The organism is Klebsiella sp. PL-2018, assembly GCF_019048985.1.
Lineage (GTDB): Bacteria > Pseudomonadota > Gammaproteobacteria > Enterobacterales > Enterobacteriaceae > Klebsiella > Klebsiella michiganensis.
On record NZ_CP077673.1, the window covers coordinates 5,057,021 to 5,070,982 of the forward strand.

A 13,962-nucleotide genomic window follows, 5' to 3' on the forward strand; every position below is an offset into this window, starting at 1 on the left:
GACGTCCAGACGTATAAAAACAGGTTATCTGAACATGGCTGATAAACATCTTGATACTGCGCTGGTTCACGCCGGGCGCAGCAAAAAATACACCCTGGGCTCGGTAAACAGCGTCATTCAGCGCGCCTCATCGCTGGTTTTCGACACCGTCGAAGCGAAAAAGCACGCGACGCGCAACCGCGCCAAAGGCGAGCTGTTCTACGGGCGTCGCGGGACGCTGACCCATTTCTCCCTGCAGGAAGCAATGTGCGAGCTGGAAGGCGGCGCCGGCTGCGCCCTCTTCCCCTGCGGCGCGGCGGCGGTCGCGAATACCATTCTGGCGTTCGTCGAGCAGGGCGACCATATTCTGGTGACCAACACCGCCTATGAGCCTACCCAGGATTTCTGTACGAAAATTCTCGCCAAACTCGGCGTCACCACCGGCTGGTTCGACCCGCTCATCGGCGGCGATATCGCTCGTCTGGTGCAGCCGAACACCCGCGTGGTGTTCCTCGAATCCCCCGGCTCCATCACCATGGAAGTCCATGATGTTCCGGCGATCGTCGCGGCGGTACGTCGCGTCGCTCCCGAAGCCATCATTATGATCGACAACACCTGGGCGGCGGGCGTGCTGTTTAAAGCGCTGGAGTTTGGTATCGATATCTCCATTCAGGCCGGCACCAAATATCTGATCGGCCATTCCGACGCGATGGTGGGTACCGCCGTGTCCAATGAGCGCTGCTGGGCGCAGCTGCGCGAAAACGCCTATCTGATGGGGCAAATGGTGGATGCCGATACCGCCTATATGACCAGCCGCGGCCTGCGCACCTTAGCGGTACGCCTGCGTCAGCACCATGAAAGCAGCCTGCAGATTGCCGAATGGCTGGCGCAGCATCCGCAGGTGGCGCGCGTGAATCATCCCGCCCTGCCCGGCAGCAAAGGCCATGAGTACTGGAAGCGCGACTTCACCGGCAGCAGCGGTCTGTTCTCTTTCGTGCTCAATAAACGCCTGACCGACGCCGAACTCTCCGCTTATCTGGACCACTTCAGCTTGTTCAGCATGGCCTACTCCTGGGGCGGCTTTGAATCGCTGATTTTAGCCAACCAGCCGGAACACATTGCCGCAATCCGTCCTGATGCTGAAGTTGATTTCAGCGGCACGCTGATTCGCCTTCATATCGGGTTAGAAAATGTTACCGATCTGCTGGATGATTTAGCGGCGGGCTTCGCGCGTATCGTGTAAAGTGACGGTCAGTGGCAACAATAGCGGACGTTTTTTAGAAAAACGGCCGCTTTAGTTGCGCCCGGGATCAAGGTGCCCGAGCCTCTTCAGGAGTACACTAGACAAAAAACACGGTACCACTTAGGAAAGTCCATGGTTGTCATTCAAGAAATTGTCGCCGCGCTGTGGCAGCATGATTTTGCCGCGTTGGCAAACCCCCACGTTGTGGGCGTTGTATATCTGGTCATGTTCGCAACCCTGTTTCTGGAAAACGGTCTGCTGCCCGCCTCATTTTTACCGGGCGATAGCCTGCTGCTGCTCGCCGGGGCGCTCATCGCCAAAGGCGTAATGGACTTTGTACCTACGGTCGCCATTTTAACCGCCGCGGCCAGCCTCGGCTGCTGGCTGAGCTATATCCAGGGGCGCTGGCTGGGTAACACCGTTACGGTTAAGCGCTGGCTTGGGCATCTGCCGCATAAGTACCATCAGCGGGCAACCTGCATGTTTGACAAACACGGCCTGCTGGCGCTGCTGGCTGGGCGTTTCCTGGCGTTTGTTCGCACCCTGCTGCCCACCATGGCGGGCATTTCCGGGCTGCCAAACCGCCGCTTCCAGTTCTTCAACTGGCTGAGCGCGCTGCTGTGGGTTGGCGTAGTCACCGGTCTGGGCTATGCGCTGAGCATGATTCCCTTCGTTAAGCGCCATGAAGATCAGGTTATGACCTGCCTGATGATTCTGCCTATCGCGCTGCTGATCGCCGGGCTGCTCGGTACGGTTATCGTGGTGATTAAAAAGAAATACTGTAACGCCTGATCGTTTACCGGGGCGGCGCGAATTCGCCGCCCTTACATCGTTCGTCACATCCCCTGAATCGTTCTGATACGCGCCGCATCCTCCCCCGGCGTCATGCCGAAATAACGCTTAAACTCGCGGCTGAACTGCGACGCGCTTTCATACCCCACCCGCATCGCCGCCGCGCTGGCCTTCATACCATCGTGGATCATCAGCATGCGCGCTTTATGCAGGCGATAGGTTTTCAGGTACTGCAGCGGGGAGGTGCTGGTGACTGATTTAAAGTTATGGTGGAACGCCGAGACGCTCATATTCGCTTCCGCCGCCAGCTGATCGACGCTGAGGTTCTCTGTGTACTGGCTTTCAATACGCTTCAATACGCGGCTAATCAGGCTGAAGTGGGTCTGACGACTGACCAGCGCCAGCAGCGCCCCCCCGCACGGCCCGGTCAGCACGTGATAGAGAATCTCGCGGATAATCTGTTTGCCAAGAATGCGCGCGTCCAGCGGGCGCTCCATGACATCCAGCAGGCGCTCCGCCGCGCACAATATCTCTTCGGACAGTACCGCAGAGTTGATCCCGCTCGACGCCATGGACGGCTGAAACTGCTCATCTTCCCCGATATCCATCAGCAGTTCTTGCAGCTGAAGAATATCGACGTTCAGCCGTATTCCCGCCAGCGGGACTTCCGGAGTGGCGAAGGTTTCGCATTCAAACGGCAGCGGTACCGTCAGCAGCAGATACTCATTGGTGTCATAGCGAAAGGTACGCTCGTTAATGTAGCCAATTTTATGCCCGGAAAAGAGAAAAACGATCCCCGGCTGATACATAACCGGCGTGCGCGTCCCCGGCTGGGTACCGTACAGCAGGCGAATATCCGGCAGCAGAGCATTAAGCATTTCTTCTTTATCTTTCAGCTGATTAACCTTATGCGTTAATAGCTGGCATATCTCAGCGCGGTTCATTTATCGTGCTTCTCCGAACGTTTTTATACCTTCGCATTGTGCGCACTTCCGGCGAATTTCTCCAGCCCCAAGGAGAAATGGGCAAGACAACGGCAGGAATGTGCATTGAGGGGAACGGCCCGCGGGAACACAATGTCCGTCATCTGGCAGAGGTATTGTCTCTGTTGGCGGTTTTATCTATTTGAGGGCACCAGCCATGAATAATTTCGACCTACATACCCCAACCCGTATTCTGTTCGGTAAAGGCGCGATTGAAAATCTGCGCGATCAAATCCCGGCGGATGCACGCGTGCTTGTCACCTACGGCGGCGGTAGCGTGAAGAAAACCGGCGTGCTTGATCAGGTTCTGAGCGCGCTGAACGGCATTGACGTTCGGGAATTTGGCGGCATCGAGCCAAACCCGGCCTACGAAACGCTGATGAACGCGGTGAAAATCGCGCGTGATGAAAAGATCACTTTCCTGTTGGCGGTGGGCGGCGGCTCCGTTCTCGACGGCACCAAATTCATCGCCGCGGCGGCCCACTATGCGGCCGATAGCGATCCGTGGGAAATCCTCGAAACCTACGGCAGCAAAGTGGCCAGCGCTATCCCGATGGGCTCCGTGCTGACGCTGCCGGCGACCGGTTCCGAATCCAATAAAGGCGCGGTGATCTCGCGTAAAACCACCGGCGACAAACGCGCGTTTATGTCCACCCACGTCCAGCCGGTGTTCGCTATTCTGGATCCGGTTTACACCTACACCCTGCCGCCGCGCCAGGTGGCTAACGGCGTCGTTGACGCATTTGTCCATACCGTTGAGCAGTACGTTACCTATCCGGTCGACGGCAAAATCCAGGACCGCTTTGCCGAAGGTATTCTGCTGACCCTGGTGGAAGACGGCCCGAAAGCGCTGAAAGAGCCGGAAAACTACGACGTTCGCGCCAATATTATGTGGGCGGCCACCCAGGCGCTGAACGGCCTGATTGGCGCAGGCGTGCCGCAGGACTGGGCGACCCATATGCTCGGCCACGAGCTGACCGCCATGCACGGTCTCGATCACGCCCAGACGCTGGCTATCGTTCTGCCGGCCCTGTGGAATGAAAAACGCGATGCTAAACGCGCCAAGCTGCTGCAGTACGGCGCCCGCGTCTGGAACATCACCGAAGGTTCCGAGGAAGAGCGCATTGACGCCGCCATCGCCGCAACGCGTGATTTCTTCGAACAGATGGGCGTCCCGACGCGCCTTTCCGCCTACGGTCTGGATGGCAGCTCCATCCCGGCGCTGCTGGCGAAACTGGAAGAGCACGGCATGACCCAGCTCGGTGAAAATCAGGATATTACGCTGGACGTCAGCCGCCGTATTTACGAGGCTGCGCGCTAATCAACGCCCTCTCCGACGCGTAAACTCGCGCAAAGGAGAGGAGTTTAACTACCGTTTTTAGCTATTTCGTCCAGACTTAATGCTACCCCTCAGCGGAATTTATTCCGCTGAGTTCATTAACAGGAGGAAGGCATGACACATCCAACCGTTATAAAACTACACGACGGCAACCTGATGCCGCAGCTGGGGCTCGGCGTGTGGAAAGCAGGCAACGAGGAAGTCGTCTCCGCCATTCATAAGGCGCTGGAAGTCGGTTATCGCTCGTTTGACACCGCCGCCGTGTACCAGAATGAAACCGGCGTCGGCAATGCGTTAAGCAGCGCAGGCGTCGCCCGCGATGAGCTGTTCGTCACCACGAAACTGTGGAATGACGATCAAAAACAGCCCAAAGAAGCGCTGCAGGAAAGCCTTAAAAAACTGAAGCTCGACTACGTCGACTTATACCTCATTCACTGGCCGGTTCCGGCAACTAACCATTACGTCGACGCCTGGAAAAGCTTAATTGAGCTGCAGCAGCAGGGACTGGCAAAAAGCATCGGCGTCTGTAATTTCCAGGTTCATCATCTGCAAAAAATCATCGATGAAACCGGCGTCGCTCCGGTGATAAACCAGATTGAACTTCACCCGCTGATGCAGCAGCGCCAGCTTCACGCCTGGAATGCGACGCATAAGATCCAGACCGAGTCCTGGAGCCCGCTTGCGCAGGGCGGCGAAGGGGTATTCGATCAGAAAATTATTCGTCAACTGGCGGATAAATACGGTAAAACCCCGGCGCAGATCGTTATCCGCTGGCATCTCGACAGCGGCCTGGTGGTGATCCCGAAATCGGTGACGCCATCGCGCATTGCCGAGAATTTTAACGTCTGGGACTTCCGTCTTGATAAAGATGAATTGAGTGAAATCACTAAACTGGACCAGAACAAACGCCTGGGACCCGACCCGGATCAGTTCGGCGGTTAACCTTTCCTGCTCCGTCGGCTTCCGGCGGAGCATCGCTTTGCTATCTGGCTAAAACCACGTACATTCAGGGTTTATTGCAATCAAATGGATGCGTGCTGATGAGCTGTATTTTCTGCCAAATTGTTGAGGGGAAAGCCCCCTGCCATAAGGTGTGGGAAGATGAACACCACCTCGCCTTTCTCTCTATTTTCCCTAATACCGACGGTTTTACGGTCGTGATCCCGAAGAAGCACTACCCCAGCTATGCGTTTGATATGCCGCCGCAGGCATTGGCCGATCTGGTGCTGGCTACGCAGAAGGTGGCGAAGCTTCTGGATAAAGCCTTTGATGACGTGGGCCGTACGGGGATGTTTTTTGAAGGCTATGGCGTTGACCATGTCCACAGCAAACTCAGCCCGATGCACGGCACCGGCGATATGACCCAGTGGCGGCCTATCGAGTCGCGTCAGACTAAGTTTTTTGCGCAATATGAAGGCTATCTCTCTTCCCACGATCATGAGCGGGCGGATGATGAAAAGCTGGCGGCGCTGGCGGCCAGAATCAGAGAGGCATAGCCATAGAATTTGCTTTGCCGTTTGGCAAGCGGCTGACCGGGCCCGGAATTATCAGGCCCGGTCATACAGAAGCGCCAGCGGGCAGGCAGCCGAATTAACGACCGGCAACCTTACCGCGTTTTACGGGCTTCTTCGCCGTCGCCCCGCCGTTCGAGCGCTGGTGCACAATCGGCGTATGCTTGGTCAGCGCCGGACGGGTATGGCGGTTCTGGCGACGCGCTTCGCGCATTTCGTCGATCGTCGGCGCCGGTACCAGGCAATCGCGACGGCTGCCGATCAGGTGCTTTTTACCCATGGTTTCCAGCGCCTGGCGGATCAGCGGCCAGTTGGCCGGATCGTGATAGCGCAGCAGCGCCTTGTGCAGGCGGCGCTGTTTGTCACCCTTCGGCACCACCACATCCTCACTCTTATAGCCAATCTTACCCAGCGGGTTCTTGCCGGTGTAATACATGGTGGTCGAGTTCGCCAGCGGCGACGGATAGAAGTTCTGCACCTGATCCAGGCGGAAACGATGCTGTTTAAGCCACAGCGCCAGATTCACCATATCTTCATCCCGCGTGCCGGGGTGGGCGGAAATAAAGTATGGGATCAGATACTGCTCTTTACCGGCCTGCTTCGAATAGGTATCAAACAGCTGCTTAAAGCGATCGTAGCTGCCCATACCCGGCTTCATCATTTTCGACAGCGGTCCCTCTTCCGTATGCTCCGGGGCAATCTTCAGATAGCCGCCAACGTGGTGGGTAGCCAGCTCTTTGATATAGCGCGGGTCTTCAACGGCGATGTCGTAACGTACGCCGGAAGCGATGAGGATCTTTTTGATGCCTTTCAGGTCACGGGCGCGGCGATAGAGATTAATCGTCGGCTCATGGTTAGTGTCCATATGCGGGCAGATATCCGGATAAACGCATGACAGGCGGCGGCAGGTCTGCTCGGCGCGCGGCGACTTGCAGCGCAGCATATACATGTTGGCCGTTGGGCCGCCAAGATCGGAAATAATGCCGGTAAAACCGGGAACCGTGTCGCGAATCGCTTCGATTTCATTAATGATCGAATCTTCGGAACGGCTCTGAATGATACGCCCCTCATGCTCGGTAATTGAGCAGAAGGAACAGCCGCCAAAACAGCCGCGCATAATGTTAATCGAGAAGCGGATCATCTCGTAGGCCGGAATGCGGGCATCGCCGTATGAGGGATGCGGAACGCGCTTATACGGCAGGGCAAACACGCTATCCATCTCTTCGGTGGAGAGCGGGATTGCGGGCGGGTTAACCCAGATATAGCGCTCGCCGTGCTTCTGCATCAGCGCGCGGGCGCAGCCGGGATTGGTTTCATGGTGCAGAATACGCGACGCGTGCGCGTAGAGAACCTTGTCGCCTTTCACCTTCTCAAAGGAAGGCAGCAGGACGTAGGTCTTCTCCCACGGCTTCGGACGCGGGGGCTGCACGGTAACGCGCTTCGCTTCCTGTTTTGGCGGTGCGACGGTTTTGTTATCCGCGCACGGCAAATCTTCACCGTACGGATGCGGAATCGGGTCGATTTTCCCCGGCGTATCCAGACGCGTGGAATCCACTCCGCTCCAGCCCGGCAGCGCCTCTTTCACCATGATGGCGGTGTTGCGTACGTCACGAATTTGCCCGATGGGCTCGCCGGCGGCCAGACGGTGCGCCACTTCCACCAGCGGACGCTCGCCGTTGCCGAACATCAGCATATCGGCTTTGGAGTCCACCAGAACCGAGCGACGCACGGTATCAGACCAGTAGTCGTAGTGCGCGGTACGGCGCAGGCTGGCTTCGATACCGCCGAGGATCACCGGGACATCTTTCCAGGCTTCTTTACAGCGCTGGGTATAGACCAGCGTGGCGCGATCCGGGCGTTTACCGGCAACGTTACCCGCCGTGTAGGCATCGTCATGACGCAGCTTGCGGTCGGCGGTGTAGCGGTTGATCATCGAATCCATGTTGCCGGCGGTGACGCCGAAGAACAGATTCGGTTTACCCAGGCGCATAAAATCGTTTTTATTATTCCAGTCCGGCTGGGAAATAATCCCCACGCGAAATCCCTGCGCTTCCAGCATGCGTCCGCAAATCGCCATGCCGAAGCTCGGGTGATCGACATAGGCATCGCCGGTAACCAGAATGATGTCGCAGCTATCCCAGCCAAGTTGATCCATCTCTTCTCGCGACATCGGCAAGAACGGCGCGGGGCCAAAGCAGGCGGCCCAGTACTGCGGCCAGGAGAAAAGGTCACGATCCGGTTGGATCAGGGATATTGCGCTCATATTGCTTCCGGGGAAATGATAAAAAAATAATCAAAAAGGGCGGCGATTATAAGCCGGAACGATGGAAGAAATGAAGGAGGTTTTTCCAATCCCGGCCGCATGGAACCGGGACAGAATAAATTACGGCGCCGGATTCACCAGAATCTGGCCAATGGAGCCCCGGTCGGCAAGCTCCAGCGTCTGGCTTAAATACTGGAACGGGAAGTGCGGCCAGGAGGGCTGATTGTAATAGACCAACAGTTCAACCTGGCCGTCGATCCAGACGGTATCCTTCCAGCCGCGATCTTCCGGGAACGGCGCGGAGCCGTTGACGTTACGCACCTGGAACATGACGCCTTCAATATGGAACGACTGCGGCCGATCGGCGCGCACAATCCAGCGCTCCCAGGTGCCCTGCTGCGCCGTAATATCGATACGCTGCGGATCCCACAGCTGACCGTTGATCCCCGGATCGTCGCCAAGGGTGATCTCACGGCTGCGAATCGCCGCGCCGGCCAGAATTTCCGTCGGCAGCAAACGCACGGGCAGACTATCGGTCACCAGCGGCAGCAGGCCCGTCGGGCGCAATGTCAGAATCAGCGTGGAGATCAGAATGCTCGACGGTTCGAAGAAGCCGCGAATACGATCGACGATGCTTGCCGCTTCCCCGCAGGTGATCGACACTTCATCGCCGTTGGTCATATCGACCAGAATTTCTCGACGCTCGCCCGGCGCCAGCGACAGCTGCTTCAGCGAAACCGGCGCGGGCAGGAGCCCCTGGTCACCGGAAATCACGTGCAGCAATCGGCCATCGCTCATCTGCAGCTGATAGCGACGGGAGTTGGACGCATTCAGCAGGCGCAGGCGCACCCAGCCGCGCGACACCTCAACGAAAGGCCCCTGTACGCCGTTCACCAGCAGCGTATCGCCCACGAAACCACCGCTACCGGGCTCGCTGTATTCAGGCGTACCGAAGTTATCCAGACGCTTGTCCTGAATAATCACCGGGAAATCATCCACGCCGTAGTGATTGGGGATCGGCAGATTCTTACTGACATCATCTTCCACCAGCCACATGCCGGCCAGGCCGTTATAGACCTGTTTTGCCATATGGTTTGGGGTGTTGGCCTGATACCATAGGGTCGCCGCGCTTTGGCGGATTGGCAGTACCGGCGCCCAGTCGGCGTTAGCGGACATCATGCGCGCGGCGCCGCCGATCAGCGGACCGGGGACCTGCAGACCACGGATAGTCATCGCCACGTTTTCCGTCAGGCGGTTGCTGTAGATCAGCTTGACATCGTCGCCGTTCCAGACGCGAATGGTTGGCCCCATATAGCGACCGTTAATCCCCCACACCGAGGCGCGGGTACCGGGCGTAAACGACCAGTGCGCGCGCTGTAGCGTCAAGAATAGCGGCTGCCCGCGGCGGGACTCCAGCAGAGGGGGGATCGGCAGCGCAGGCTGCTGGCCAGCGGCCTGTGCCTTCAGCGGCGCGGCGCCCGCGCACAGCGCTACGCCTGAAGCCTTAATGAACTGACGCCGACTGAGTGACATATTAACTCCATGAAATACTGACTAATTAATAAGGGAATTCGTTTCCCGCCAGCAATCCGCGCGCTGTTTGCGGCGTTTCCTGTGTTATTTCTTTGCGGCCGCTTCGCGTTCGGCAACTTCTTTATCCAGCTCAGCGATTTTCGCGGACATCAGCTCGCGGCAGTGCGTGGCCAGCGCGCGAACGCCCTCTTTTCCATACTGGCTGGTATCTACCGGCGGCAGCATTTCTACAATCACCAGACCGTTATTCAGGCGATTGAGATTAATTTTATTCGATGTATTAGACACGCACACCGGAATAATGGGCACGCCAGCCGCGACAGCGGCATGAAAAGCGCCGGTTTTAAAAGGCAGCAAACCGCGGCCGCGGCTGCGGGTCCCTTCCGGAAACATCCAAAAAGAGATATTGCGCTTTTTAAATGCGTTCACGACTTCGGCAATAGTGCCATGCGCCTTTGCCCGGTTATTGCGATCGATCAGCAGGTTCCCCGTCAGCCAGTAGAGCTGGCCGAAAAAGGGGATCCACGCCAGGCTCTTTTTACCCACGGTCACGGTCGGCGGCTGCACGATATTTGATGCCGTCACCATATCATAGTTATTCTGGTGGTTAGCGATATAGATAGCGTTGCCGTAGCTTTCCGCGTCGGCTGGCTTGCGCAGCTCGACTTTCAGGCCGAAGACCGGCGACAGTTTGCCAAACAGGTGGCCGAAGGTGGCGACGTGCTTAGGGTTACGCGGGCTGAACAGACAATAAATACAGCCGAAGATGCAGACCAGAATACAATAGATGACAACGATAATTAGTCGAAAAATAAATAGCATAGCTACCTCTGAAACCCAAACCGCTTAGAATTATACTCGCTGTTTCGCAGATTGCAGGCATCGGGCATCATTGCAAAGCGCGTTGCGCATCTCGAATGACGCTGGCGGATATTGTTCATCGCAATGCCTGAATAAACAACGATTTTGCGGTAAATATTAACCTCCCCCGCCGAACCGCGGGGGAGGATGTTCCTACTCTTCGCTATCGCCCGCGGAGGCGCGACGCGGTGAATCAATCTCCACCCGGTCAATTTTCTGTAGTCCGCGCATCAGAGAGCCGCGGCGGCCGCGCTCGCCGGTGACTTTTTGCAGCTCTTCCGGGCGTAGTTTGATTTTCCGTTTGCCGACGTGAATCGTCAGCGTACTTTGCGGCGGCAGAACGAACAGGTGCGCCAGGCCATCCTGGCCCGCAGCCGCTTCCGCCGACGGAATACTGATGATCTTGTTACCTTTGCCTTTCGACAGCTGCGGCAGGTCGCTCACCGGGAACATCAGCATGCGGCCGGCTGCGGTAATGGCCAGCAGCATATCGGACTCATCCTCAATCACCAGCGGCGGCATTACGTGCGCGTTATCCGGAAGGCTAATCAACGTCTTACCGGCACGATTGCGCGCGACCAGATCGTTGAAAGTACAAATAAACCCGTATCCTGCGTCGGAAGCCAGCAGCAGTTTTTGGTCATCGGCCTCCATCAGCATATGTTCTACCGTCGCCCCCGGCGGCAGGGTCAGCTTACCGGTGAGCGGCTCGCCCTGTCCGCGTGCGGACGGCAGGGTGATAGGGTCAATCGCGTAGCTACGCCCGGTGGTGTCAATAAAGACCACCGGCTGATTGCTCTTCCCTTTCACTGCGGCTTTAAAACTGTCGCCCGCTTTATAGTTCAACCCCGGCGCGTCGATATCGTGGCCTTTGGCGCTGCGCACCCAGCCGCTCTGCGACAGAACGATGGTGACCGGCTCGGACGGCAGCATATCGTGCTCGCTCATCGCTTTCGCTTCTTCACGCTCGCGCAGCGGCGAACGGCGATCGTCGCCAAAGGCGTCGGCGTCGGCCTGCAGCTCTTTCTTCAGCAGGTTATTCATTTTGCGTTCAGACGCCAGAATGGCCTGCAGATGGTCGCGCTCTTTCTCCAGCTCGTTCTGCTCACCGCGAATCTTCATCTCTTCCAGCCGGGCGAGATGGCGCAGTTTTAATTCCAGAATCGCTTCCGCCTGAGTTTCGCTGATGCCAAAGCGCGACATCAGGGCCGGCTTAGGCTCATCTTCGTGACGGATAATTTCGATAACTTCATCGATATTCAGAAACGCCACCAGCAAACCTTCCAGGATATGCAGGCGCTTAAGGACTTTTTCCAGACGGTAGCTGAGACGACGGCGCACGGTATCGCGGCGGAAAGTCAGCCATTCCGAGAGGATTTCCAGCAGGTTTTTTACCGCCGGACGGTTATCGAGCCCGATCATATTCAGGTTGATACGATAGCTCTTTTCCAGATCGGTCGTCGCGAACAGGTGGTTCATCACCTGCTCCATATCCACGCGGTTAGAGCGCGGGACGATCACCAGGCGAGTCGGGTTTTCGTGATCCGATTCGTCGCGCAGGTCATCCACCATCGGCAGCTTTTTGTTGCGCATCTGGGCGGCGATCTGCTCGAGCACGCGGGCGCCGGAAACCTGATGCGGCAGCGCGCTGATCACCACCGCGCCGTCTTCTTTCGTCCACACCGCGCGCATCCGCACCGAACCGCGGCCATTCTGGTAGATTTTGCGGATCTCGGCGCGGGGGGTGATGATTTCCGCTTCGGTCGGGTAATCCGGCCCCTGTACGATATCCAGCAGATCGTCCAGCGAGGTCTGCGGTTTTTCAATCAGGGTAATGGCCGCCTGAGCGACTTCACGCAGGTTGTGAGGCGGAATATCCGTCGCCATGCCGACGGCAATGCCGGTAGTGCCGTTGAGCAGAATATTAGGCAAGCGCGCAGGCAGCATCTTCGGCTCCTGCAAAGTGCCGTCGAAGTTCGGTACCCAGTCAACGGTGCCCTGCCCCAGTTCGCTCAGCAGCAGTTCAGCATACTTCGACAAACGGGATTCGGTATAACGCATCGCGGCGAAGGATTTAGGATCGTCCGGTGCCCCCCAGTTCCCCTGACCGTCAACCAGCGGATAGCGGTAAGAGAAGGGTTGCGCCATCAGCACCATGGCTTCATAGCAGGCGCTATCGCCGTGCGGATGGTATTTACCCAGCACGTCGCCGACGGTGCGGGCGGACTTTTTGAACTTGGCGCTGGCGTTGAGACCCAGCTCAGACATCGCATAGACGATGCGACGCTGGACCGGCTTCAGGCCATCGCCAATAAACGGCAGCGCCCTGTCCATGATGACGTACATGGAGTAGTTCAGGTAGGCGTTTTCCGTAAATTCATGCAGCGCAAGGCGCTCTGCCATATCGCTCATTAATCGTGAATCCTCAATCTGCGTACCGGCCGTTCGGACGGCAAAACTACCGGCGATAATACCCTATCTGACGCCCTGAGTCACAGGGCGTTAGGCTGGTTGAGGAATTCAGTGGACATCCTTCATTTCAGCGGAAGATAAACGTCCGTCTGCAGCTCATGCTCACCGACTTCATGCACGAAAGTGAGGTAGCGAAAGAAAACAGGGAAATCGCGCAGCGACTCTCCCGATGCGGGCAGCCAGTCGCGATAAAGAAACCAGATGCTCTGCGCGAGCGTGTCCAGAGAGCCATGATGACGCACCACTGCGCAACGTCCGCCGGGGATCTCGCCATTCACCACGCCGAAGCTGTTTTCCGGCACCGGCTGGCTGACCGTACCGCCAATATCGAAACGAAAATCGTCAGCCGGCGTGGCCGCGGGGTCGTCCCAGGAGATTCCCCAGGTTGCGCAGCTGGCGACCGGGGACAGACCGCTCACCTTGCGCCAGGCGATAAACTTCGCGGCGGTCTCATTGACTAAATCAGGGTTGCCGCGATGCCGCAGCCTCGCGATCTGAGTGGTAGGTAGCTGGATTATTTTAACATCCATCGGGTGTTGCTCCTGTAGCGTATGTTTCGGCACGCGTCGATGCCATTCCAGCCAGTCCGGCTGTTGACGGAACTGGCTGGGGCTTTGCGCGAAAGCGCTGCGGAAGGCACGGCTGAACGACTCAGGATTCTGGAACCCCGCATCAAGGGCAATATCGATAATCTTTTCCTGTGGATTAAACGCCAGTCGCCAACAGGCGCGACGCAGACGTAGCCACTGGATATAGCGATAGAGCGGTACCCCGCTATAGGCGCTGAATTGCCGGTGAAAATGATACGGCGAGCTGTGGGCTATCGCACTAAGCGTCTCCAGCGACAGCGGCGTGTCCAGATGGCGTTCAATGTACAAGCACACTTGCTGAAAACGCCCGGCAAAGGCCGGGCTTACCTGAGTATCGTTCATCGCATCCTCCCGGAAACATACTCTGACAGAGCGAGGAGTGCGGTTCCTGACCGA

Annotated in this window: 10 protein-coding genes and 1 pseudogene; 5 read left to right on the forward strand and 6 right to left on the reverse strand. The window is 57.4% G+C overall.

Features of this window, described 5'->3' with window-relative positions; translation table 11 throughout:
- The first annotated feature begins 34 nt into the window (after positions 1–34).
- Positions 35–1,222, forward strand: a complete 1,188-nt coding sequence (gene metC, locus MKleb_RS23815) for a cystathionine beta-lyase (RefSeq protein WP_004854212.1) — start codon at positions 35–37, stop codon at positions 1,220–1,222.
- A 132-nt stretch (positions 1,223–1,354) separates the two neighbouring features.
- Positions 1,355–2,014: a DedA family general envelope maintenance protein YghB gene (gene yghB / locus MKleb_RS23820; RefSeq protein WP_004125241.1), complete on the forward strand. Its 660-nt coding sequence runs from the start codon at positions 1,355–1,357 to the stop codon at positions 2,012–2,014.
- A 44-nt stretch (positions 2,015–2,058) separates the two neighbouring features.
- Here yghB and MKleb_RS23825 read toward each other — a convergent pair whose 3' ends face one another.
- Positions 2,059–2,958 carry an AraC family transcriptional regulator gene (locus MKleb_RS23825; protein ID WP_014226863.1) on the reverse strand — a complete coding sequence of 300 codons (900 nt, stop codon included), beginning with the start codon at positions 2,956–2,958 and terminating at the stop codon, positions 2,059–2,061.
- 196 nt (positions 2,959–3,154) lie between these two features.
- Here MKleb_RS23825 and yqhD point away from each other — a divergent pair, with 196 nt between their 5' ends.
- From yqhD to MKleb_RS23840, 3 genes are all read left to right on the forward strand, one after another.
- On the forward strand, positions 3,155–4,318 hold the full coding sequence (gene yqhD / locus MKleb_RS23830; RefSeq protein ID WP_025105928.1) for an alcohol dehydrogenase: 1,164 nt from the start codon (positions 3,155–3,157) through the stop codon (positions 4,316–4,318).
- 132 nt (positions 4,319–4,450) lie between these two features.
- Positions 4,451–5,278, forward strand: a complete 828-nt coding sequence (gene dkgA / locus MKleb_RS23835) for a 2,5-didehydrogluconate reductase DkgA (protein WP_025105927.1) — start codon at positions 4,451–4,453, stop codon at positions 5,276–5,278.
- 98 nt (positions 5,279–5,376) lie between these two features.
- Positions 5,377–5,832, forward strand: coding sequence for an HIT family protein (locus MKleb_RS23840; RefSeq protein ID WP_025105926.1), 456 nt, complete (start codon positions 5,377–5,379; stop codon positions 5,830–5,832).
- Between the two features lie 127 nt (positions 5,833–5,959).
- Here MKleb_RS23840 and MKleb_RS23845 read toward each other — a convergent pair.
- The 5 genes and pseudogenes from MKleb_RS23845 to MKleb_RS23865 form a co-directional block, all read right to left on the reverse strand.
- Positions 5,960–8,200 (reverse strand): annotated as a pseudogene (locus tag MKleb_RS23845) (YgiQ family radical SAM protein); the annotation flags it as partial.
- A 30-nt stretch (positions 8,201–8,230) separates the two neighbouring features.
- Positions 8,231–9,643 (reverse strand): cell division protein FtsP, encoded by a 1,413-nt coding sequence (ftsP, locus tag MKleb_RS23850; protein WP_004854230.1) that lies wholly within the window; start codon positions 9,641–9,643, stop codon positions 8,231–8,233.
- 84 nt (positions 9,644–9,727) lie between these two features.
- Positions 9,728–10,465 (reverse strand): 1-acylglycerol-3-phosphate O-acyltransferase, encoded by a 738-nt coding sequence (gene plsC / locus MKleb_RS23855; protein WP_004125254.1) that lies wholly within the window; start codon positions 10,463–10,465, stop codon positions 9,728–9,730.
- Between the two features lie 192 nt (positions 10,466–10,657).
- Positions 10,658–12,916 (reverse strand): DNA topoisomerase IV subunit A, encoded by a 2,259-nt coding sequence (gene parC / locus MKleb_RS23860; protein ID WP_025105924.1) that lies wholly within the window; start codon positions 12,914–12,916, stop codon positions 10,658–10,660.
- 122 nt (positions 12,917–13,038) lie between these two features.
- Positions 13,039–13,908: an AraC family transcriptional regulator gene (locus MKleb_RS23865; protein ID WP_009651841.1), complete on the reverse strand. Its 870-nt coding sequence runs from the start codon at positions 13,906–13,908 to the stop codon at positions 13,039–13,041.
- Positions 13,909–13,962 lie beyond the last annotated feature (54 nt).